Origin of the sequence: Pseudomonas agarici, assembly GCF_900109755.1 — a bacterium.
Lineage (GTDB): Bacteria > Pseudomonadota > Gammaproteobacteria > Pseudomonadales > Pseudomonadaceae > Aquipseudomonas > Aquipseudomonas agarici.
In genome coordinates this window covers 1-23,119 of sequence record NZ_FOAR01000027.1, presented here as the reverse complement: position 1 = coordinate 23,119, position 23,119 = coordinate 1, and the positions used below count along the sequence as shown (strand labels likewise).

Here is a 23,119-nt window from a genome sequence, read left to right as displayed (position 1 = left end):
CTGGATACCCCCATCCTGTCGCGCACAATCCTAGAGGTGATTGATGCGCGCCAACTCGTCTGAACCACAAGACACCGTCACAGCGACACAACCGATTGCGGCCACCCGCTTGCGCTGGCTGGATCTGCTGAGCAAGTACCGTCAATCCGTTGGGCTGATTGTCACCCTGTTGTTGTTCGCCATTGCCCTGGTCGCCTGTCATCATCTGTTGATCGAACTCGACCTGGATGCGCTTCACGATTCGATTCTGGGCGTGCCCAAGCCGGCCCTGGCGGGAGCCGTCGCGGCAACCGCCATCGGCTTTATCATCTTGTTGGGGTATGAGTGGTCCGCCAGTCGTTATACCAATGTCCACCTGCCGGCCAAGACCCTGGCTCTAGGCGGCTTTACCGCCTTCGCCATCGGCAATGCCATCGGCCTGTCGCTGCTTTCCGGCGGCTCGGTACGCTATCGTCTCTACGCCCGCAACGGCCTCGGTGCCGCTGAAGTCGCACGCATGACGTTGTTCGCCAGCCTGTCGCTGGGTTGCGCGCTGCCACCGCTCGCTGCTCTGGCTACTCTGAGCAACCTGCCGGCTGCCGCTGAAGCCTTGCACCTGCCCGCCTATCTGCTGGGCGCGGTTGCCGTGACCCTCCTTGCCCTGTTCGCGCTGCTGGCAGTGGGTATTTATCGTCGACGCCTGCCAGAGCAACCCATCCCGAACAACCTGCTGGTCAAGGTCGGTCGCCGTACCCTGCGCTTGCCCGGCGCCCGCCTGACCTTGCTGCAATTGGTCATCACCGCCCTGGACGTGGCCGCCGCCGCAACAGTGCTGTATCTGCTGCTGCCGCAGGCGCCGCCGTTCGGTGCCTTTCTGTTGGTGTACCTCTTGGCCCTGGCCGCGGGCGTACTCAGCCACGTGCCCGGTGGCGTCGGGGTGTTCGAAGCGATCCTGCTGGCCGCTTTCGCCAATGAGCTGGGGGCAGCCCCACTGGCGGCAGCTTTGCTGCTGTACCGGCTGATCTATGTGTTATTGCCGTTGCTGCTGGCTTGCCTGGCACTGCTGAGCACCGAGGCCCAGCGTCTGATCGCGTCGCGCCAGAGCATGCGCGTGGCGTCCGGCCTGGCCGCTCCGGTCCTCGCGGTGCTGGTATTCCTTTCCGGCGTGGTGCTGCTGTTCTCCGGTGCCACCCCGGAAATCGATACCCGCCTGGAAGGCATCGACTTCCTCGTGCCGGATCGCCTGATCGACGCCTCGCACTTCGGCGCCAGCCTGGTAGGCGTGTTGTGCCTGCTGTTGGCCCAGGGCCTGCGTCGGCGCCTCTCGGCGGCCTGGATGCTGACCATGATCCTGCTGCTGGTGGGCGCCCTGCTCTCGCTGCTCAAGGGCTTCGACTGGGAAGAAGCCAGCATGCTGACGGCCACGGCCTGCCTGCTGGGAGCTTTCCGGCGTTCCTTCTACCGACCCAGCCGCTTGACCGAGCTACCGTTCTCGCCACTGTATCTGGTAGCCAGCCTGTGCGTGCTGGGGGCTTCGGTCTGGTTACTGCTGTTCGCCTACCAGGACGTGCCCTACAGCCATGAACTCTGGTGGCAATTCGCACTGGATGGCGATGCTCCACGGGGACTGCGCTCATTGCTGGGTGCCGCGGTACTGCTGGTGGCGGTATCCCTGACCTGGCTGCTGCGCACCGAACGCCCGGTCATCCATCAGCCCAGTGCCGAAGAACTGGAACGTGCCCACAAGATCCTGATGGCCTCCGACCAGCCCGATGGCGGCCTGGCCCTGACGGGTGACAAAGCCTTCCTGTTCCATCCGACCGATACCGCCTTCCTCATGTATGCCCGTCGCGGCCGCAGCCTGGTATCGCTGTATGACCCAATTGGCCCAGCACGCCAGCGCGCCGAGCTGATCTGGCAGTTCCGCGACCTGTGCGATACCCACCATGCGCGTCCAGTGTTCTATCAGGTCCGTGCCGAGAACTTACCGTACTACATGGACATCGGCCTGACCGCTATCAAACTCGGCGAAGAGGCCCGGGTCGACTTGCACCGCTTTGATCTTGAATCCAAAGGCAAGGAGATGAAGGACCTGCGCTACACCTGGAATCGTGGCAGTCGCGACGGCCTGTCTCTGGAGATCTACGAGCCGGGACAAGCACCTCTGGATGAACTCAAGGTGATTTCCGATGCCTGGCTGACCGGCAAGAACGTCCGCGAGAAAGGCTTCTCCCTGGGCCGCTTCAGCTCGGAATACATCAACCACTTCCGCGTCGCGATCATTCATTTCGAAGGTCGACCGGTGGCGTTCGCCAACCTGCTCGAGACCCATAGCCATGAACTGGCCAGCCTCGACTTGATGCGCTCGCACCCCGACGCACCGAAACTGACCATGGAGTTCCTGATGGTCGGTTTGATTCAACATTATAAAAATCACGGATATGCACGCTTCAGCCTCGGCATGGTACCGCTCTCTGGTCTGCAACCCCGGCGCGGCGCTCCCCTGACCCAGCGCCTGGGGTCGATGGTGTTTCAGCGCGGTGAGCAACTCTATAACTTCCAGGGCCTGCGCCGCTTCAAAGACAAGTTCCAGCCTGACTGGGAACCTCGTTACATGGCCGTGCCAGCCGGACTCGATCCGCTGGTTGCCCTGGCCGATACTGCCGCCCTGATCGCGGGCGGCTTGACTGGATTGGTGAAACGCTGATGATTCGACGCTCCTGGCGGGTTTTACTGGTAATCGTGTTGGTCTTGGCCGCGCTCGCGGGTGGCGGCTACTGGTTCTGGAATCGCCCCACGCCGCAACCCACTCTTGAACACCTGGATCAGGCCGATGGCTCGACCCTGACCCGTTTGATCCCCGGCACCACACCCAAGGCCCAGGTCATCGTGGCAACCCTCGCCGAAGACGCCCTCAGCGACAAACAACTATCAGCGCTGAGTCGTAGCGGCGCCGCGCAGATCGTCCAAGTGATCCTGCCCAAGGATGATTGCAAGCTGCAGCAACAGGCCCTGGACAACGCCCTGCAACACTTGAAAGGGCCGGCGACGCTGGTCGGCGGTATCGGCCCAGGCGCCACCCTGGCCTGGAACTGGCTGGCGACACAGACCGATGACAAGGCCCAGGCCATCTCGGTCGGTTTTACCCTTGAGCAACCAGGCTGCGGCACACCGGTTGCCAAGTCGGCGGCCCATGGTCACTGGCTCGTCGCCTGGAACGACGGCCCGGATGATCCGAGCGCGGCGTTCGTGCGCGACCAGGCCAATGCCGAGACCAGCATCAGCGACTACGATGTGCACCTGCCACAGGTGCTGAACAACGAACTGCGCAAGATGCTGGTCGGTTCCGAGAACGGTGGCTTGGCCATTCCAGTGGTGGAAGTACCGGCCGGCCAGACCACCGACACTGTGACCCTGTTCCTTTCCGGCGACGGTGGTTGGCGCGACCTCGACCGCGATGTCGCCGGTGAAATGGCCAAGCTCGGCTACCCAGTGATCGGTATCGACACCCTGCGCTACTACTGGCAACACAAGAGCCCGGAACAGAGCGCTGTCGACTTGACCGAACTGATGCAGCACTATCGCCAGAAATGGGGGATCAAGCGCTTTGTGCTGACCGGTTACTCATTCGGTGCCGACGTGCTGCCAGCGATCTACAACCGCCTGCCAGAAGCCGAACAACAGCGCGTGGACGCTATCATCCTACTGGCCTTCGCCCGCAGCGGCAGCTTCGAGATTCATGTCGATGGCTGGCTGGGCAAGGCCGGCATGGAGCTGGACACCGGCCCCGACATGGCCAAGCTGCCGGCCGCCAAGGTGCTGTGCATCTACGGCAAGGAAGAGATTGATGAAAGTGGCTGTACCACCAAGACCGCTGTCGGCGAGCCGATGGAATTACCGGGCGGGCATCACTTCGACGAAAACTACCCGGCGCTGGCCAAGCGCCTGATCGACGCCATCGACAAGCGCCAGAGCAGGGCCGAATAAGTCGCGACAAACACCGGCAAAAGCCCCTACAGCCACAAGGTAACGGGGGCTTTCTTGCATTCAGATCCGGCGTTCGGCAGTATCATAGACTTCCCTGTCCCGCCTGGCTCCGACTGCCACGATCAACACCTCGATGGCCTTGCCGTCGACACGATAGACAATACGCGTATCGCCGGTTCTGATCCTGCGACACCCCGCAAGACTGCCGCGCAATGGCTTGCCGCTCTTGTCCGGCTCGCCATGGACAATGCGCTCCTCGATCACATCGAGGATTCGATTCGCTGCGGCACTGCCCAATTGATCCAGATCATCCATGACCTGCGGATGATAGATAACGCTCCAAGCCATCCCCTTCTCCCAATCAATCCTTTGCGGCGTAGCGTGCCCGCAGGTCTTTATGAGAGAGGGCGTTACCCGCATCGAAGCCCATCAGCCGTTCATGCGCGGTTGCTTCGACACGAAGATTCTCCAACTCGTCGAGCATTTCCTGAAAGGCTTCGACATTGATAATCACCGCCGCAGGTTCGTTATCCTTGAAAATCACCAGACGCTCGGTAGTCCGGCTGGCAATGTCCTTGAGCTTGGCACTGAAGCCACGAACCATGGCTGTCACCGAGACAGCCTGATCGGCACGTTCCAGCAATGCAGTCATATCACTCTCTCCCGCACAGGTTAGAACAGAAAAATCATAAAATAGAACGCAAAATACTACATCAAATTAAACGTAACCTAATATAGCTGATCGTTCCACGCCTCAGCAAAAAGCCCCTGCCGCCACAAGGCAACGGGGGCTTTTTTGTGATCGCAGGATTACATCTCGACCTGGGTGCCCAGCTCAATCACCCGGTTCACCGGCAGCTTGAAGAACCGCAGGTTGCCGTTGGCGTTTTTGAGCATGAAGGCGAACAGCGACTCCCGCCAGCGCGCCATGCCGACGATCTTCGACGCGATCACGGTTTCACGGCTGAGGAAGTAGGTAGTGCCCATCGGGCTGAAATCCAACTCGTCGAGGTGGCACAGCTTCAGCGCCTCCGGCACGTCCGGTTCGTCGGTGAAACCAAAATGCAGGATCACCCGGAAGAAACCTTCGCCGTAGGAATCGACCTCGAACCGTCGCTGGCTCGGCACCCGCGGAATGTCTTCGTAGACCACCGTCAGTAGCACCACCTGTTCATGCAGCACTTGATTGTGCAGCAGATTATGCAACAAGGCATGAGGCACCGCGTCCGCGCGGGCGGTGAGGAACACCGCCGTGCCCTGCACGCGATGCGGAGGCTGCACGCGGATACTGCCGATAAAGATCGGCAGCGGCAGGCCACCCTCATCCAGGCGATCCACCAACAGCTCCTTGCCGCGCTTCCAGGTGGTCATCAGGATAAATAACGCAATCCCCGCCAGCACCGGGAAAGCACCGCCCTGGACGATCTTCGGCACGTTGGCGGCGAAGAACAATCCATCCACCACCAAGAAACCGACCAGGATGGGTACCGTGAGAATCGGCGGCCACTTCCACAGCAGCAACATCACCGCCGACACCAGAATGCTGGTGATCAGCATGGTCCCGGTCACCGCCACGCCGTAGGCCGAGGCCAGCGCGTTGGAGGACTCGAAGCCCAGTACCAGCAGAATCACGCCGACCATCAAGCTCCAGTTCACCGCCCCGATGTAGATCTGCCCCTGTTCGGCACTGGAGGTGTGCTGGATATACATGCGCGGAATGTAGCCGAGCTGGATTGCCTGACGGGTCAGGGAGAAGGCTCCGGAAATCACCGCCTGCGAAGCAATCACGGTTGCCAGGGTCGACAATCCCACCAACGGCACCAGCGCCCAGGACGGCGCCAGCAGGTAGAACGGGTTGCGCGCCGCTTCCGGGTTTTCCAGCAACAGGGCACCCTGGCCGAAGTAATTCAGCACCAGCCCCGGCAGTACCAGCGCGAACCAGGCACGGGCGATCGGCTTGCGGCCAAAGTGGCCCATGTCGGCATATAGCGCTTCGGCACCGGTCAATGCCAGCACCACCGCGCCGAGAATCGCCACGCCCATGCCGGGATGCACCACGAAGAAACGCACGCCCCACATCGGATTCAGCGCGCTGAGCACTTGCGGATGCTGGAGAATGCCATGCACGCCTAGAACTCCGAGTACCAGGAACCAGGCGACCATCACCGGCCCGAACAACTTGCCGATGCTCGCCGTCCCGTGTTTCTGGATCAGGAACAACCCCACCAGCACCACCAGCGACAGCGGCACCACCCAGCGCTCCAGGCCGTCAAAGGCCAACTCCAGCCCTTCCACCGCCGACAATACCGAGATGGCCGGAGTGATCATGCTGTCGCCATAGAACAGTGCCGCGCCGATCAACCCGAGGATCACCAACACCGCCCGCAACCGCGGATACGGCGACGCCGCCCGCCGCGCCAGGGCGGTCAAGGCCATGATTCCACCCTCGCCCTGGTTGTCCGCCCGCAGGATGAACAACACGTACTTGATCGAGACCACCCAGATCAACGACCAGAAAATCAGTGCGAGAATCCCGAATACGCCATCATGGTTGACCTGAACCCCATACCCACCGGAGAACACCTCCTTGAGGGTGTACAACGGACTGGTGCCGATATCGCCGTACACCACCCCCACCGCAGCCACCAGCATGCCCAACGGCTTTGTCGCCGAATGCCCAACCGGCGCCTGACTCACTGCCTGCCCCATCAATTACTCCCCTACTACAACGTGGACCGGTCTTCGTCTAAGAAGCACTACTCTTTTTTGGTGCGGCTCTATCGGTACAGCTGTTTGAGTACAGCATGCGCTGATTTTCTTACAGTTGCCGACGATTAATCTTTTACTGCAATCTGAAACAAAAAATGACACCGAGGCGCGACGCGGCGAAGCATAGCGCAGCACTCGTCGCATTTCCCTCCATAAAGCTGGTCAAGTGCCTCGCCCATCGCTAGAATTGCGCACTTTTTGATCAGAGGCGCATCAAGCGCCCATCCGTCGTGAGCGAGTTTATCCAAACCGCCAAACACAGCGATCCCCAGACCGAGGTTAGACATGTCCACCCCCACCGCGCCGGCCAACCCCAAGGTCGGTTTCGTATCCCTGGGTTGCCCCAAAGCCCTGATCGACTCCGAGCGCATCCTCACGCAACTGCGCATGGAAGGCTATGACGTCGTCTCCACCTACCAGGACGCCGATGTCGTGGTGGTCAACACCTGCGGTTTCATCGACAGCGCCAAGGCCGAGTCCCTGGAAGTGATCGGTGAAGCGATCAAGGAGAACGGCAAGGTCATCGTCACCGGCTGCATGGGTGTGGAAGAAGGCAATATCCGCAACGTGCATCCCAGCGTATTGTCCGTGACCGGACCGCAGCAGTACGAGCAGGTGGTCAACGCCGTACACGAAGTGGTGCCGCCACGCCAGGATCACAATCCGCTGATCGACCTGGTGCCGCCACAAGGCATCAAGCTGACCCCACGTCACTACGCTTATCTGAAGATTTCCGAAGGCTGCAACCACAGCTGCAGTTTCTGCATCATCCCCTCGATGCGCGGCAAGCTGGTCAGCCGCCCGGTCGGCGATGTGCTCGACGAGGCCCAGCGTCTGGTCAAGTCCGGGGTCAAGGAACTGCTGGTGATCTCCCAGGACACCAGCGCCTATGGCGTGGACGTCAAGTACCGCACTGGCTTCTGGAACGGCGCCCCGGTCAAGACGCGCATGACCGAGCTCTGCGCGGCCCTCGCCAGCCTGGGCGTGTGGGTTCGCCTGCACTATGTCTACCCCTACCCGCACGTCGACGAATTGATCCCGTTGATGGCCGCCGGCAAAATCCTGCCGTACCTGGACATCCCGTTCCAGCATGCCAGCCCGAAAGTTCTCAAGGCGATGAAACGCCCGGCGTTCGAAGACAAGACCCTGGCGCGGATCAAGAACTGGCGCGAAATCTGCCCCGAGCTGATCATCCGTTCGACCTTTATCGTTGGCTTTCCGGGCGAGACCGAAGAAGACTTCCAGTACCTGCTCGACTGGCTGACCGAAGCCCAGCTCGACCGCGTCGGCTGCTTCCAGTACTCGCCGGTCGAAGGCGCCCCGGCCAATGACCTGGGCCTGACAGTCGTACCGGACGACATCAAGCAGGACCGTTGGGAGCGTTTCATGGCACATCAGCAGGCCATTAGCTCGGCGCGCCTGCAACTACGCATCGGCAAGGAAATCGAAGTACTGATCGACGAAGTCGACGAGAACGGCGCCGTCGGTCGCTGCTTCTTCGACGCGCCGGAAATCGATGGCAACGTTTTCATCGACGGGGCCGGTGATCTCAAGCCGGGCGACAAGGTCTGGTGCCGGGTGACCGACGCCGATGAGTACGACCTCTGGGCGCAAACCCTGTAAGTTGTAACAAAATCGAAAAGCCCTGCTCTTTCCACGAGATGCGGGGCTTTTTTACAGCTATTGTTTGCCTCAATAACAAAGCCTGCGCCAGAAGAGGAACGGCGACATGCACCAGCCCTCCGTCATCCATACCCCAAAAACCAGCGACTACCCCGAGCTGACCGCTGTCTGGGAGGCTTCCGTTCGCGCCACCCATGACTTCCTGCCGGATAGCTACATCGAACTGCTGAAGAACCTGGTGCTGACCCGCTACCTGGATGCGGTCATGCTGATCTGTACTCGCGACTCCCACCAGCGCATCACCGGTTTCGCCGGCGTGGCGGCAGGCAGGGTCGAGATGCTGTTCATTGCGCCGCAGAACCGCGGTCAAGGCCTGGGCAAGCTGTTGCTAGGGTATGCGATCGAACATCTGAATGCCGACGAACTGGACGTCAACGAACAGAACCCACAGGCCATCGGTTTCTATTTCAAGCAAGGCTTCGAGGTGATCGACCGTTCGGCGCGCGACGGCATGGGGCAGCCGTATCCACTGCTGCATCTACGCCTGAAACGCTGACCATCGATGGCCGCCCACCTTGCGCAGGTGGGCGGCAGGTCACTGCGACAAATGTTGCCGGGCTTAACCGGCGCCAGGCGGGTACAATGGCAGTCCTCCTTTGCCACGGCCGCAGTCATGTCTGAACCCATTCGCCTTTCCAAACGCCTTATCGAGCTGGTCGGCTGCTCCCGCCGGGAGGCCGAGCTGTTTATCGAGGGCGGCTGGGTCACGGTCGACGGTGAGGTCATCGACGAGCCTCAGTTCAAGGTCGATAGCCAGAAGGTCGAACTGGACCCCGACGCCAAGGCCACCGCGCCGGAGCCGGTGACACTGTTGCTGCACCAGCCGGCCGGCATCAGCGCCGATAGCGCCTTGCAGCTGCTCGAAGCCGCCAATCTGTCCGAAGAGCACCGCTATGGCAAGCGCCCGCTCAAAGGGCATTTCCTGCGCCTGACGGCCGCCGCCGACCTGCAGGCCAATGCCAGCGGCCTGCTGGTGTTTACCCAGGACTGGAAGATCCTGCGCAAACTGACCGCCGATGCCGACAAGATCGAGCAGGAATATGTAGTCGAGGTCGCCGGCGATATGCTCGCCCATGGCCTCAACCGGCTGAACCACGGCCTGACCTACAAAGGCAAGGAGCTGCCGGCGGTCAAAGTGAGTTGGCAAAACGAAAACCGCCTGCGTTTTGCCCTGAAAAACCCGCAACCGGGCGTGATCGCGCGACTCTGCGAAGCCGTCGGTCTCAGCGTCGTGGCCATCCGCCGCATCCGTATCGGCGGCGTCTCCATCGGCAAGGTGCCGGTGGGCCAATGGCGCTACCTGTCGGCCAAGGAAAAGTTTTGAACTCAATACTCCAACACCGCGCCAGATGCGCGGCGTTGATCAGCCAGGACTCCCCCCATGATTCATAACGATGTACTGCGCAGCGTGCGCTACATGCTCGATATCAGCGACGCCAAGGTGGTCGAGATCATCAAGCTGACCGGCTTCGAAGCCGCCAAGGCCGATATCGTCACCTACTTGAAAAAGGACGAGGAGGAGGGTTTTGTGCACTGCCCCGACGAAGTTATGGCGCACTTCCTCGACGGCCTGGTGGTTTTCAAGCGCGGCAAGGATGATAGCCGTCAGCCACTACCGGTGGAGCTGCCAGTGACCAACAACATCATCCTGAAGAAACTGCGGGTTGCCTTCGAGCTGAAGGAAGATGACATGCACGCAATCCTCAAGGCTGCCGAGTTCCCGGTGTCCAAACCGGAACTGAGTGCGCTGTTTCGCAAGTTTGGCCACACCAACTATCGTCCGTGCGGCGACCAGTTACTGCGCAACTTCCTCAAGGGCTTGACCCTGCGCCTTCGCGGCTGATCCCAAGGCCTGCGGCGGTCGGACAGCCCCGCAGGCCTGACCACTCGCCACCAGAAACCTCAATATTCGGATCAGATCCCAGCCCGCAGCACGTCCTCGGGCAACGCCTCGCCACGCTCGACACAAGCCGCGACGCGCTCGATCAGCTCGTCCAACTGATACCCCTGAGCCTGCAGCCAGGACTCATCGTAGTAGGTAGTGGCATAACGTTCACCACCATCACAGAGGATCGCCACGATCGAGCCGCTCTCCCTCGCGTCGACCATATGCCGCGCCGCCACCAGCGCGCCGATCAGGTTGGTCCCGCTGGAGCCGCCGACTCGCCGCCCCAGGCGTCGTGCCAGGTAATGCATGGCCGCCAGGGACAAGGCATCCGGCACCTTGATCATGGCATCGATAACCTTGGGCAAGAACGAAGCCTCGACCCGTGGCCGGCCAATCCCCTCGATACGCGAACCGCACTCCAGACGCAGGCTGGCGTCGCCCGTCTGGTAATACTCGAAGAACACCGAACGCTCGGCGTCGGCGCACAACACCTGGGTGCACTGTTGGCGGTAGCGCACATAACGCCCCAGTGTCGCGGTGGTGCCACCGGTGCCTGGACTGGAAATCAGCCAGCTCGGCTCCGGATGCCGCTCGAAGCGCAACTGCTGGAAAATCGACTCGGCGATATTATTGTTTGCTCGCCAGTCGGTGGCCCGTTCGGCATAGGTGAACTGGTCCATGAAGTGTCCGCCGCTTTCCCGTGCCAGGCGCTCGGACTCGGCATAGATCTGCGTCGGGTCTTGCACCAGGTGGCTCAGGCCGCCATAGAAGGCGATCTGCGCGATCTTTTCCCGGGAAGTGCTGGCCGGCATCACGGCAATGAACGGTAACCCCAGCAAGCGCGCGAAGTAAGCCTCGGAAATTGCCGTCGAACCGCTGGACGCCTCGATCACCGGCGCCCCTGGTTTCAACCAGCCATTACACAGGGCATAGAGGAACAGCGAGCGCGCCAGGCGATGCTTGAGGCTGCCGGTGGGGTGACTGGACTCATCCTTGAAGTACAACTCGACACCCGGCAGGCCCGGCAGCGGCAAGGGAATCAAGTGGGTATCGGCACTGCGCTGGAAGTCGGCCTCGATGATCCGGATGGCTTCCCGGGCCCATTGTCGATTGTCGCTCATGATCGGTTACTCGTTGGAACGGCCCCCCGCGAAGGCGCTGACGAATGGCTACGTCATTGGCTCTAGGCCAAACCGCTGAAGGACAAAAAGCGGATGGTTCCGCCAAGACTCAACATTAACTATAGGAAGTTTCCTACATGTCGCACAGATACAGTGAAGACGCATTTGGACATACAACTGCTAAGCTCCTCTGCTCAATGTCCCTATCTTCCGATTATAGCAAAAAAGAATATAGTTTTTGTTTTAACAACCAACAGTGCGGGTTAGGGTGTCCCACCTTTTGACTTTATCAATGGAGAGCCGCCTTGCCTCTGCGTAGCACTTTCACACGTTTCTTTCAGTTGGAAGCTGCCAGCGGTCTGTTATTGATTGCCGCAGCAGCGCTGGCGTTGATCATCAATAACTCACCGCTGTCGTACCTGTACAACGGCTTGCTGGACGTCCCGGTAGTGGCCCAGGTGGGCGCCTTGAAAATCGCCAAGCCGCTGTTGCTGTGGATCAACGACGGCCTGATGGCGCTGTTCTTCCTACTGATCGGCCTGGAGGTCAAGCGCGAAGTCCTCGAAGGTCATCTGTCCAAGCCTTCGCAAATTGTCCTGCCCGGGGCGGCGGCGATTGGCGGCATGGTGGTGCCGGCGCTGATCTACTGGTTCCTGAACAAAGACCATCCGGACGCATTGGGTGGCTGGGCGATCCCCATGGCCACCGATATCGCCTTCGCCCTCGGCGTGCTGGCCTTGCTGGGCAAGCGCGTCCCCGTGTCACTGAAGCTGTTCCTGATGACCCTGGCGATCATCGACGACCTCGGCGCAATCATCGTCATCGCGGTGTTCTACTCCAGCGAGCTCTCGACCCTATCACTGCTGCTGGCCGGCGCCTGCCTGGTGGCCCTGATCGCGATGAATCGCCTGGGCGTGATCAAGCTCGGGCCCTATATGATCATCGGCCTGATCCTCTGGATCTGCGTGCTCAAAAGTGGCGTGCATGCGACGCTGGCCGGCGTTACCCTGGCCTTCTGCATCCCCTTGCGCACCAAGAACTCCGAGACCTCGCCGCTGCTGAGCCTGGAACATGCGCTGCATCCCTGGGTGGCTTTCGGTATCCTGCCGTTGTTCGCCTTTGCCAACGCCGGCGTCTCGCTGACGGGCGTCAATCTCGACAGCTTCACCCACCATGTGCCGCTGGGCATTGCCGCCGGCCTGCTGATCGGCAAGACCGTCGGGGTGTTCGGCCTGGCCTGGCTCGCGGTCAAGGCAGGCATGGCCGCACTGCCCAACGGGGCCAACTGGGGCCAGGTGCTCGGTGTGGCGATCCTCTGCGGCATCGGCTTCACCATGAGCCTGTTTGTCGGCTCCCTCGCCTTTGTACCGGGCAGTGGCGACTACGCCGGCATGGACCGCATGGGTATCCTCACCGGCTCGATCCTTGCCGCGTTGATCGGTTATGCCGTGACGGCGATGGCCAGTCGCAAGGCCGGCACCGTGATCACCTGATCGCCTAAAGCAAAAGACCCCCCGGCCAGGGTACTGGCCGGGGGGTCTTTTGCTGGTTGATCGTCAGATCAATGGGAAACGCGGCTGGTACCACCCACAGTGGAAATACGTACACGCTCGCCAACCCGGAAGATTTCGTTCGGTGCCACTTCCTGCACATAGGCACGCAGGCTACCGTCATCTTCACGCACGGTGATTTCCACACCCTGAGTCTTGGTCAGGCCTTTCTCGGCCATATTGCCGAGCACGCCACCGGCCACCGCGCCGATCACCGCCGTGACGATACTGCCACGACCGCCGCCGATGGCGCTGCCGCCGACACCACCCACGATCGCACCGGCACCGGCACCGATGGGCGAGTTGTTGCCCTCGATCTGTACCGGACGCAGGGATTCGATGGTGCCCAGACGGATAGTCTGCACGCGACGGGCTTCATCGCGCGAATAGCTATCGCCAGTCAGGCTGTTGGTGCAGCCAGCGAGCAGCATCGCCATTGTGGAGAATGAAGCAATCAACAAAACAGACTTACGCATAAGGGGAACTCCAAAAGGACATGACTCAATTAAACTCCGCAACTTGATCCGTGTCACGGCGGCCAACGGATAAAGTGTTTTTCATTCAGCACCGGTACAGCCGGGGCGCAACAAAGCCGAGGATAGGGTAGCGTGCTTTCAACTCGCCCACACCGCGTGCCGCAAGGACCGTCAGGCTGACATCACCATTGTCGTCACGACTGCCGCTGGCTGGTATTTCCACGATTGACTGTATGTGAGCATCAGATGCTGGATGGATCGCGACTGCGTATTGTCGCTAGCGGGAGACAGTGAAGTACAGCAAAAGTTCACGCAGTGATGTCTCGACACTGCCAGAAAGCAGAAGGTCAAGCACAAGAACCCGCGGCACTGGCTGAAGGCCACCGCCGCAGAATGTCCCGATCAGGGCGCCAGGCGCGAACGGTGCCAGCCGTCATTGATCAAACGATAGTCGAGGCGGTCATGCAGGCGACTGGCGCGACCTTGCCAGAACTCGATGCGTTCCGGCAGCAGGCGATAGCCACCCCAGTGTTTCGGACAATCCGGCTGGGTATCGCTGAACCGGGCCTGGGTAGCCTTGAGCAGCTCCTCCAGCTCGACCCGATCGGCAATCACCCGGCTTTGCGGTGACGCCCAGGCGCCCAAGCGGCTGCCCAGTGGGCGGACCTGGAAGTAGGCGGCCGATTCCTGCGGCGTGACCTTGATCACCCGCCCCTCGATCCGCACCTGACGTTCCAGGCTCGGCCAGAAGAAAGTCATGGCCGCGAATGGCCGTGCCGCCAGTTGCCGGCCCTTGTCGCTTTCGTAGTTGGTGAAGAAGGTAAAGCCCTGTTCGTCCAGGCCCTTCAACAACAAGATGCGACAATGGGGCCGACCGTCTTCATCGACGGTCGCCAAGGTCATGGCGTTGGCCTCCACCGGCGGTTGCTCGGTCTTCACTGCGTCGGCAAACCACTGGTGGAACAGCGCGAACGGCTCGGCCGGGGCCTGGGCCTCGGTGAGGCCGTCGCGGGTGTAGTCGCGGCGCATATCGGCCAGGGACTGGGTCATGGTGTTTTCCCTTCTAATCCCGAATCAATCGCCAATCAGTTCTTGGCCGCACTGTCAGCCACCGGATCTTTCTTCGCGACCGCCGCCTTGGCTGGCGCTGCTTTCTTGACCGGGGCTTTCTTTGCTGGGGCTTTGGCCGGCGCCTTCTTGGCCGCTACCTTGGCCTTGGAGGTGGTGGGCGCTTTCTTCGCAACCGGTGCCTGAGCCTCCGCTGGCTTGACATTCTGTGCCGCCACCAGAGTCGCGGGCGCCGAAGGTGGAATGCTGTACTTGCTCAGCAACGCCACCATGGTGTTCTGCGGAGTCAGGAGAATTTCCATACGACGGTTCAGGGCGCGACCTTCGCTGCTGTCATTGGCCGCACGCGGCATCACCGAACCCATGCCGCGCAGGATCAAGCGATCGCGTTGCAAGCCACTGAGGCGGAAAATTGCCGCGACCGACTGGGCTCGTTGTTGGCTCAGGGCCTGGGCCGCATCAACGCTGGCGCTGTTGTCGCCGTGGCCCAGAATCAGCACCGCAGTCTTTGGATCACCTTCAACGACCTTGGCAACACGCGCGAAAGGTCCGAGGGTCACTGGCAACAGCATTTCCGGGCGTTTGGCATTGTAGAAACCATCCACCGGCGCAATGACCACCAGGACGTTTTCGCGACGTTCCAGCTTCAGCGAAGAACCCTCGATCGCCGTGCGCAAGCGCGGCTCATAGTTGTCGAGCCAGGCCTGGGTGATTTTCGGGTCGGGCATCGGCACGGCCTTGACCAGCGGCTGAGCAGTGTCCTTAGCCTTGTCCGAGCTGCCGAACGGCCACCACCAATGGGTCGCCGGGTCGGCCTGGGGGGCCGGGTTAGTCGCGGCGGCTACCGCCGTCGCCAGGGGCACGGGCTTGTCCTGTGGCTTGGCAGCGGCCAAATCCTTTGCCGTGTCCTTCTTGTTGGCAGAGCCGAACGGCCACCAGCTACTACCGCTGCTCGCCTCTGCCGCCGGGGCGGGAGCTGCCGCGACAACTGCCGGAGCCGGCACGACCTTGGCAACTACAGGTGCACCAGCCTTGGCGTCCTTGGTTGCGGCTGGAGCTGTAGATATCTGGGCTGGAGCCTTCTCCGCGACCTTGTCGGGCGAACCGAACGACCACCAGTGGCTTCCATCTGCATTCTGTGGAGTTTGTGCACAACCGGTAACGGTCAGGCAGATGGCCAGGGCGAGAGACTTATTCGATGACATTGGAAATCCGCAAAATGAGATAGAAAAACAGAGGCACTAAAGCCATATAAACAGACGTTTTGAAAACAAAAAAGCCACAGGGTTCCGACCTACGGCACGGTGCGAGCATTCTACAGACAGTCAGCCAGAATCCGTACAAGCTTCTGAGCCCGTGGGTCCATAAGAACGTAGGGGCCGAGGGTATTTGTCACGAAACCGAAGGCGACATCGTGCTCGGGATCAGCAAAGCCGATCGAGCCTCCCGCTCCCGGATGGCCGAAGGCTCTGGCACCGAGGCCGAACGTGGCATTGGCGACGTCCGGCTGATCGAGCATGCAACCCAGGCCGAAACGGGTTTGGGTCAGCAGGGTTTTGTCCATGCCCACGCTGTGTTCACGGGTCAACTCGTCAAGCATTTCACCTTCCAGCAGGCTGCCATCGAGCAACCCGCTGTAGAAGCCCGCCAGGCTGCGTGCATTACCGTGGCCGTTGGCCGCCGGTTGCTGCATGCGCCGCCACTCCGGTTTGTTGGTACTGGTCATGATGGACGGCGGGTTGGTGAACGCACGGGTGGACATCGCCGTGGGCTCGCGCAAGGTCACCTGCAACAAGCGCTGGGCCGCCGCATCACCGACATTGCCTTTGCCACGGGCAATATGCGCCACCCGATAGAACTCCTCGTCCACCAGACCGACATGAAAGTCCAGTCCCAACGGCCGGGCAATGCGCGCGACGATGGACTCGCCCGGCCCCCGACCGTCGGCCCGGCGCAACAATTCGCCGACCAGCCAGCCATAGGTGATGGCGGCGTAACCATGCCCCTCACCGGGCGTCCACCAGGGCGCCTCGGCGGCCAGGGCAGCAACCATCACCTGCCAGTCATAAAGGGCTTCAGGGGCCAACAACTCGCGCAACGCCGGCAACCCGGCCTGATGGCAGAGCAACTGGCGCAACGTGATGGTTGCCTTGCCGGCAGCGGCGAACTCTGGCCAATAGCGTGCAACCGGAGCATCCAGTTGCAACTTGCCCTCGGCCACCAGTTGCAAGGCGGCGACGGCGGTAAATGTCTTGGTGCAGGAGAACAGGTTGGCGATAGTGCCACTGTGCCACGCCTCGGCGCCGTCCTTGTCGGCGGTACCGGCCCAGAGATCGACCACGGTTTCGCCGCCAACCTGAATGCAGAGCGCCGCGCCGCGCTCCTGGGGATCGTCGAAGAGGGCCGCGAACGCCTCGCGCACCGCCTCGAATTGAAGCTCGTAATGACCCTGAATCTGCACCCTTGAATTCTCCCGACAATCACCTGACAACATGGCAGGCATTGTTCCAGCGATTGCCCGGTTTGGGAACAGACACAGGTCGGATGATGCTCGCTACCGGAGTGCCCAAGCCCGGTGAATGCGCTCAGTGACCGTTGCCGGAGTGCCCGCCGACGTGGCCCACGCCCGTCCCACCGGCACTGCCCGAACGGCCCTTGCCGCCATCGCTGTCGTGGAAACCCTTTGCCGCCTTCTGCTGGGCATCGATCTTGGCTTTCTCGGCGGCCTTGCCCAGCAGCTCAATGGCCTGCAGGTTGCTCTTGCGCACGCTCTCGACAAAGCCCTGGAACGGCACGTCGGTGATGCCAACCAGACCGAAGTGGCCATTTTCGCCATCCAGCAGACGACCGGTAACGGGCTGGTCGAGGTACTGGAACCAGTGCACACCAACGATAGAAGGTTCACTGACCGCCTGTTTGAGGAAGTTGGCGTAGGCCGGGCCACGGTCTTCTTCTTTCGACAGCTCGGTCACGCCCCCCCAGAACGGACCACGGTCCCGCGAACCGAAATTGAACTCAGTGATCAGCACCGGCTTGTCCAGCGCGTCCAATTGCCTGAAATCGTAACCGTCCTGGGGCTCAAGGGTGTAGAAGTTGAAACTCAGCACATCGCAATACTGTACACAGGACGCCACCGCTTCGGGCGTGCTGACGGCAAACCGACCACCCAGCAACAGGTGGTTCGGGGCGTGCCATTTCAACGAATCGGATATGGTCTTGAAATAGGCGTCGGCGAATACTTTCTGAAAATACCGGAGGTCAGCCTCGATTTGCGGGTGTTCCGGGTTCGGCAAGGGTGCTTCGAACCCTGGGTCTTCCATCTGCTCCCAGGTCGGGATCTCCACACCCCAGGCTTTCGACAAGCCTTGCTGGTTACGGTACTTATCGCGTAACTGCTTGAGGAATGCGCGCTTGGCCGGAACGTCGGTAGTCATGCGCAGGGTGCCATAGGCCAGCGCATAACGGGACTTCGGATCATCGCCGGGGCCAGCCCAGGCCAGTTCGTTGTCAGCAAAATAGCCTATCAACCATGGGTCGTCGCGGTGATCCCGGGCGGCGATGGCGACCGCACGCTCGGTGGCCATGGCAAAGCGTGGATCGAACGGGTCGGGCATGCCGCCCCACCAATCGTTACCGGTGCTGATGCTCGCGTAATCGCCGACAATCGACAGCGGCAAGGTGTACGGTACGCGATCGTTCTGGCCCAAGGCCGGATCGCTCCAGTTGCCGAGGGTGTTGAAACCCCATGCCAGCAAGCGGTCAAGGGTGTGGGTTTGCCAGCGCTGGCTGTCCAAGCCTTCGGCACACGGTGTCTGCGGCTCGCCTTCCTTGGCTTGGGCGCAAGGTTGCGCATAGGTGCGTTGCAGGTTGGCGCCATAGAAGTCGAACCACTTTCCACGGTTGAATCCGCGCCCGGCATTGGAAGCCAGGGCGACACTGTTATCGCCCTGACCGTAATAGCGGGCGAGCGATTGGCCTTCCTCGGGCAACTCGCCGAACATCCATTCGCGACCTTCGACGTAGGTCTGCTGGTCGCTGGCACTCACAGTATTCACCCCAAGCGAGTAGAACGGGTGACCTTGCGGCGTCACCAGGTACCAGCGACCGTCATGCTTTTCGGTGCGAAAGAAGCCCGTGGCGGCGAAGCTCGGGCCATGGCTCCAGCCGCCGAACGGGTCCAGGCCACCCCGCTCACGCTCGGCCAGCCAGCCCTGCAACTGTTGCGACTCCTTGGTCGAGGCGGCCTTAAGCTGCTCGTCGGAACCGACCTTTTCCGGCCATCGGGCGCGACTGGACTGGCCATAGCGGTCCACCAGCGTGCTGTAGGCGGCCTTGATCACATCATCACCGTTTTGCACGCCAAAACGCTCCAAGAGGATGTTCTGTGCGACTTTCGGCTTGTCCATCGACAAGGTCACCGACACCACTTGCGCGAGATCCAGCTCTCCGACGCTGCTGGCCAGCAACACCCGCTGGCCATCCACGCTCATCGGCATCGGCGGGCCGGCGCGCATGCCCTGGCTCAGGGGCGAGAAGACCTGCAGCGGCACCAGCAGGGTCTGCGCCGGACCGGCTGGCAGGTCGATGCGACTGGTGAGGGTCTTGCCGTCATTACTCTGGATGGTCACGTTGAGCGTCAAGGCCCAATCCATCGCACTCTGTATCCGCAGGCTCATCATCCGCGCCTGCGACCAGTCCCAGACACCGCTCTGCGGCGTCAGGCGCAGGCTCGGCTGGGCACTCGGGGTGAAGGTGACACGCCGCAACACTTCGCCTTCGGCGGTCTGTTCGGCATTGGATTGCGGCAGGTCAGTGCCGTTGGTCACTACCTGCACCACGTCGGCTGGGCGAACGAAATTGAACAGCGTCTGCTGGCCGGCGGGCGCGGCCAACAGCGGCGCAGCGAACAACAGAGCAAGAGCGGCGGGCAGCATACGGTCAATCATATGAATCATTTTCTCCCTAATAGCCGGTCAAGGGCCTGCGTGGCGCTGGTAACGCGCCTCCCATAGACCACAAAATAGGCGATTTAACCTACATCACACTAAGAAATTTCACGACGAAATGGCGGCAAGGCATTGAGGATGGCTTTACCGTAACGCTGGGTGACCAGCCGCCGGTCGAGCAAGGTGATGATGCCCCGGTCCGCTTCCGTGCGCAGCAGCCGGCCACAGGCCTGGACCAGCTTGAGCGAGGCGTCGGGTACGGAGATTTCCATGAACGGGTTGCCGCCACGGGCTTCGATCCATTCGGCGAGCGCGGCTTCCACCGGATCGTCCGGCACGGAGAACGGAATCTTGGCGATCACCACGTGTTCGCAGTAAGCGCCCGGCAAGTCCACGCCTTCGGCGAAGCTCGCCAGACCGAACAGCACGCTGGAATCACCACCGTCGACCCGCGCCTTGTGCTTGTTGAGGGTTTCCTGCTTGGACAGGTTGCCCTGGATAAACACCTGCTTGCGCCAGTCGCGATCCAGACCGTCGAACACGTCCTGCATCTGCTTGCGCGAGGAAAACAGCACCAGCGTGCCCTTGGAGCCTTCGACCAGCTCCGGCAGGTCACGGATGATCGCCGCCGTGTGGGCCATGGCATCCCTCGGGTCGGCCTTGAGATCCGGTACCCGCAACACACCGGCATCGGCGTGATGGAAGGGGCTGGGCACCACTGCCGTTACGGCTGTCTTCGGCAAACCGGCGCGCATGCGGAAGCGGTCGAAAGTGCCAAGGGCCGTCAGAGTCGCCGAGGTCACCAATGCGCCATAGGCTACGTTCCACAAGTTGCGCCGGAGCATTTCCGCCGCCAGGATCGGACTGGCATTAACCTCGATATCGAACAGCACCCCGCTTTCCGCCAGGCTCAGCCAACGCGCCATGGGTGGGTTGTCCTGCGGGTCCTCAACGGTGAACGCGGTCCACAATTCCCAGTTGCCCTGGGCCCGGGACAGCAGGCTGCCGAACAGCGGGTACCACTCCTCGGCCTGGTTGCTGGTGATGCCGATATTGACTTCACCGTCCATGCCTTCCTTCAGCAGTTCGGTCAAGCGAGTAAATAAGTCATTGAGACGGGCAAAGCCCTTCTTCAGCTCGATACCCATTTCCCGCAGGTGATCGGGGATCAATCCGCCGACAAAGCGATGGCGTGGGCGCTCGCGGCCTTCCGTGTCTTCACCGGTCTTGAAGTCGGCCAGTTGCTCGCACGCGGTGAACATGAACTGCTGGTGGGTCTTGATCTCCCTGGCCAGTTCCGGGACCTGCTCGAGCAGCTTGCCCAGGTCACCCGGCAGCGGGTGCTGGGCGAGCAGCTTGGTCAGGTTCTTGGCGGTCTGTTCCAGCCAGTCGGCGGTGGAGCGCAGGCGCGTGTAATGGGCGAAGTGGCCGATGGCTTTGTCCGGCAGGTGATGGCCTTCGTCGAACACATACAACGTGTCACGCGGGTCCGGCAACACCGCGCCACCGCCCAAGGCCAAGTCGGCCAGGACCATATCGTGGTTGGTCACGATCACGTCGACCTTGCCCATTCCCTCGCGTGCCTTGTAGAAAGCGCACTGGCCGAAGTTCGGGCAATGGCGGTTGGTACACTGGCTGTGATCGGTGGTCAGGCGCGCCCAGTCGGCGTCTTCCAGCGCATTGGGCCAACTGTCGCGATCGCCATCCCATTTATTGCCGGCCAGTTTCTCGATCATGCTGGTGAACAGCTTCTGGCTGGCCTCATCGATCTCGATCTTGAAGCCTTCCTCCTCGAACAACTGGGCCGTGGCGGTCTGCGCGTGGCCTTCCTGCAACAGCATGTCGAGCTTGGACAGGCACATATAGCGCCCGCGCCCCTTGGCCAGGGCGAAGCTGAAATTCAGTCCGCTATTGCGCATCAGATCGGGCAGATCCTTGTAGACGATCTGCTCCTGCAGGGCGACGGTGGCCGTGGCGATCACCAGGCGTTTGCCCGCAGCCTTGGCGGTGGGAATCGCCGCCAGGCTGTAGGCCACGGTCTTGCCGGTGCCGGTGCCGGCTTCGACGGCAACCACGGCAGGTTCGCCGTCGCGGCGACCTTCATCGTCGGTGCTGATATCGCCGAGGACCTTCGCCACTTCAGCAATCATCAGGCGCTGACCGTAGCGTGGTTTCAGGCTCTTGGCTTCGAGGAAACGCGAATAGGCGCCCTGGATCGTGGTTTTGAGTTCGGTGCTGATCATGAGTCTTCGGGCGCGAAAAACGCTGGATAAATTTTCAGTGGTTCGAATGGCCGCTATCATACCCCGCGAATTCATCTCGCGCCGAACGGAGTACCCGAATGACCGCTTTTGCACTCGCCTATACCTTGCACTTGCTGGCCGCCCTGATCTGGGTCGGCGGCATGTTCTTCGCCTGGATAATCCTGCGCCCGGCGGCCATGACCGCCCTCGAAGGGCCGGCCCGCCTGAAATTGTGGGTCCAGGTGTTTCAACGCTTTTTTGTCTGGGTCTGGGTCGCGGTGGTGATCCTGCCGATCAGCGGCGTGGGCCTGATCCACCTGCGTTTCAGCGGGTTCGAGACAGCGCCGCGCTATGTGCAGGTCATGATGGGGCTATATATCGTGATGCTGGCACTGTTTCTTCGTATCCAGTCGTTGCAATTACCGCCATTGCGCCAGGCGGTGGAGGCGCAACAATGGGGTGAAGGTGCTGCCATGTTGGGGCGAATTCGCCGCCTGGTGGGCATCAATCTGCTGATCGGCCTGGCGCTGGTGGCGGTGGCCGCGGCGCGCCCGAGCTTCTGAGGAAACGTCTTTGCAATCAATACCGGGTAGTCTCCGACTATCAGTTGTAGCCGGCGACCACGTGAGTGTCATAGCTGCTGCCGAGGGCGATGGTTTCTCCGGCTGTCCAGTGCAGTGATTGACCGACGATCTTGGCGAGGCTGTCGCGGGCGCTGAATTTTAGCCGTGCATCACCTCTGGCGCGTGCTTCAGCCAGTATCCGATGCATAAAAAATCATGCTGATCCTCTCAACCTCATAGCCTCCCTATCCATCTCGTGCTGGGTCATAAAAATCACCGTAGCGGCGGCATGCCTTTGGGCAGTGAATCGCGCAGAGCGTCCCGTGCGCGTCGGCGGGCGACTTCGGCGGCTCGGGCCGGCAGCTCGCTGATGCTATCGGTCAGCCGGTCCTTCACGGCACCGACGCTCTCGGTGGCTTGTCGGGTGCGCTCCTGAATCTCGTCGAACAGATGCCCCAAGTGCCGCCCCGCTTCATCGATTAGCGACAGCGCTTCATGGTCATGATCGAAGATGCGCCGGTACTGCCCGCAGCCATTGGCCTCGCGGCGGGTGCCGCTGCCCATGCCGTATTCCACCACCAGCCCGGCAATTCCCAGGTTGTCGCGCAGGTCAGCGGCATCGGCGTCGCTCATCAGCGGAATCACCTGTGTCGCGTCGGCGCCCGCTTTCGGGCGGTTGGCGTCGTAGACACGTTGTTCGAAGTGGTTAAGCGCATAGCGGTTGGCCGCGAACGCGTAGTGATGGGCATTGACGTTTACGCTGCGGGACAAGGCCATCAGTTGCTCGTAGGCGTTTTTCTTGTTGCGGATTTCGTTGACGAAGATTTTTTTATCCCACAGGGTCAG

At 61.3% G+C, this 23,119-nt stretch carries 20 protein-coding genes and 1 pseudogene; 9 read left to right on the top strand and 12 right to left on the bottom strand.

Annotated elements, in window-relative coordinates; all coding sequences use genetic code 11:
• The first annotated feature begins 43 nt into the window (after positions 1-43).
• The gene (mprF, locus tag BMX68_RS20750; protein ID WP_060782697.1) at positions 44-2,686 is read left to right on the top strand and encodes a bifunctional lysylphosphatidylglycerol flippase/synthetase MprF; all 2,643 of its coding nucleotides are present in this window, start codon (positions 44-46) and stop codon (positions 2,684-2,686) included.
• On the top strand, positions 2,686-3,966 hold the full coding sequence (locus BMX68_RS20745) for a virulence factor family protein (protein ID WP_017131658.1): 1,281 nt from the start codon (positions 2,686-2,688) through the stop codon (positions 3,964-3,966). The genes mprF and BMX68_RS20745 overlap by 1 nt, the downstream gene beginning before the upstream one ends.
• A gap of 60 nt (positions 3,967-4,026) precedes the next feature.
• On the opposite strand, the gene BMX68_RS20740 is transcribed toward BMX68_RS20745, so the two are convergent.
• The 3 genes from BMX68_RS20740 to BMX68_RS20730 form a co-directional block, all read right to left on the bottom strand.
• Complete coding sequence (locus tag BMX68_RS20740) at positions 4,027-4,314, bottom strand: type II toxin-antitoxin system RelE family toxin (protein WP_017131659.1); 288 nt, start codon at positions 4,312-4,314, stop codon at positions 4,027-4,029.
• Positions 4,315-4,327: 13 nt separating this feature from the next.
• The gene (locus BMX68_RS20735) at positions 4,328-4,618 is read right to left on the bottom strand and encodes a Phd-YefM (RefSeq protein WP_017131660.1); all 291 of its coding nucleotides are present in this window, start codon (positions 4,616-4,618) and stop codon (positions 4,328-4,330) included.
• A 158-nt stretch (positions 4,619-4,776) separates the two neighbouring features.
• On the bottom strand, positions 4,777-6,675 hold the full coding sequence (locus tag BMX68_RS20730; protein ID WP_017131661.1) for a potassium transporter Kup: 1,899 nt from the start codon (positions 6,673-6,675) through the stop codon (positions 4,777-4,779).
• A 345-nt stretch (positions 6,676-7,020) separates the two neighbouring features.
• Here BMX68_RS20730 and rimO point away from each other — a divergent pair, with 345 nt between their 5' ends.
• The 4 genes from rimO to BMX68_RS20705 all read left to right on the top strand — a co-directional run bounded on the left by rimO (position 7,021) and on the right by BMX68_RS20705 (position 10,261).
• Positions 7,021-8,358, top strand: coding sequence for a 30S ribosomal protein S12 methylthiotransferase RimO (rimO, locus tag BMX68_RS20720; RefSeq protein WP_017131663.1), 1,338 nt, complete (start codon positions 7,021-7,023; stop codon positions 8,356-8,358).
• A 106-nt stretch (positions 8,359-8,464) separates the two neighbouring features.
• Positions 8,465-8,914, top strand: a complete 450-nt coding sequence (locus tag BMX68_RS20715) for a GNAT family N-acetyltransferase (protein WP_017131664.1) — start codon at positions 8,465-8,467, stop codon at positions 8,912-8,914.
• A gap of 117 nt (positions 8,915-9,031) precedes the next feature.
• Complete coding sequence (locus tag BMX68_RS20710; protein ID WP_026013137.1) at positions 9,032-9,742, top strand: rRNA pseudouridine synthase; 711 nt, start codon at positions 9,032-9,034, stop codon at positions 9,740-9,742.
• A 57-nt stretch (positions 9,743-9,799) separates the two neighbouring features.
• Entirely contained in the window at positions 9,800-10,261 is a 462-nt protein-coding gene (locus BMX68_RS20705) for a YehS family protein (RefSeq protein ID WP_017131666.1), read from the top strand.
• 71 nt (positions 10,262-10,332) lie between these two features.
• On the opposite strand, the gene BMX68_RS20700 is transcribed toward BMX68_RS20705, so the two are convergent.
• Entirely contained in the window at positions 10,333-11,430 is a 1,098-nt protein-coding gene (locus BMX68_RS20700; RefSeq protein WP_176987121.1) for a PLP-dependent cysteine synthase family protein, read from the bottom strand.
• A gap of 302 nt (positions 11,431-11,732) precedes the next feature.
• Here BMX68_RS20700 and nhaA point away from each other — a divergent pair, with 302 nt between their 5' ends.
• Entirely contained in the window at positions 11,733-12,920 is a 1,188-nt protein-coding gene (gene nhaA, locus BMX68_RS20695) for a Na+/H+ antiporter NhaA (protein ID WP_017131668.1), read from the top strand.
• A gap of 68 nt (positions 12,921-12,988) precedes the next feature.
• On the opposite strand, the gene BMX68_RS20690 is transcribed toward nhaA, so the two are convergent.
• Entirely contained in the window at positions 12,989-13,453 is a 465-nt protein-coding gene (locus tag BMX68_RS20690; protein ID WP_017131669.1) for an outer membrane lipoprotein, read from the bottom strand.
• 229 nt (positions 13,454-13,682) lie between these two features.
• On the opposite strand from BMX68_RS20690, the pseudogene BMX68_RS26480 reads away from it, so the two are divergent.
• A pseudogene (locus BMX68_RS26480) lies at positions 13,683-13,904 on the top strand (hypothetical protein).
• Here the strand turns inward: BMX68_RS26480 and pdxH are convergent.
• The 5 genes from pdxH to dinG all read right to left on the bottom strand — a co-directional run bounded on the left by pdxH (position 13,856) and on the right by dinG (position 21,710).
• Positions 13,856-14,503, bottom strand: coding sequence for a pyridoxamine 5'-phosphate oxidase (pdxH, locus tag BMX68_RS20680; protein WP_074862573.1), 648 nt, complete (start codon positions 14,501-14,503; stop codon positions 13,856-13,858). The pseudogene BMX68_RS26480 and the gene pdxH overlap by 49 nt on opposite strands.
• Before the next feature lie 35 nt (positions 14,504-14,538).
• Positions 14,539-15,726 carry an OmpA family protein gene (locus tag BMX68_RS20675; protein ID WP_074862570.1) on the bottom strand — a complete coding sequence of 396 codons (1,188 nt, stop codon included), beginning with the start codon at positions 15,724-15,726 and terminating at the stop codon, positions 14,539-14,541.
• Positions 15,727-15,836: 110 nt separating this feature from the next.
• Entirely contained in the window at positions 15,837-16,982 is a 1,146-nt protein-coding gene (locus tag BMX68_RS20670) for an EstA family serine hydrolase (protein ID WP_017131672.1), read from the bottom strand.
• Positions 16,983-17,106: 124 nt separating this feature from the next.
• Complete coding sequence (locus BMX68_RS20665; protein ID WP_026013138.1) at positions 17,107-19,467, bottom strand: beta-agarase; 2,361 nt, start codon at positions 19,465-19,467, stop codon at positions 17,107-17,109.
• A gap of 98 nt (positions 19,468-19,565) precedes the next feature.
• Positions 19,566-21,710, bottom strand: a complete 2,145-nt coding sequence (gene dinG, locus BMX68_RS20660; RefSeq protein WP_017131674.1) for an ATP-dependent DNA helicase DinG — start codon at positions 21,708-21,710, stop codon at positions 19,566-19,568.
• Between the two features lie 98 nt (positions 21,711-21,808).
• On the opposite strand from dinG, the gene BMX68_RS20655 reads away from it, so the two are divergent.
• Positions 21,809-22,273, top strand: coding sequence for a CopD family protein (locus BMX68_RS20655; RefSeq protein ID WP_017131675.1), 465 nt, complete (start codon positions 21,809-21,811; stop codon positions 22,271-22,273).
• A 40-nt stretch (positions 22,274-22,313) separates the two neighbouring features.
• Here the strand turns inward: BMX68_RS20655 and BMX68_RS25685 are convergent, their stop codons facing one another.
• Both BMX68_RS25685 and BMX68_RS26005 read right to left on the bottom strand, forming a co-directional pair.
• Positions 22,314-22,481, bottom strand: a complete 168-nt coding sequence (locus BMX68_RS25685) for a hypothetical protein (RefSeq protein ID WP_017131676.1) — start codon at positions 22,479-22,481, stop codon at positions 22,314-22,316.
• 65 nt (positions 22,482-22,546) lie between these two features.
• Positions 22,547-23,119: hypothetical protein (locus BMX68_RS26005; protein ID WP_218145927.1), on the bottom strand; the 573-nt coding region annotated here is incomplete at its 5' end.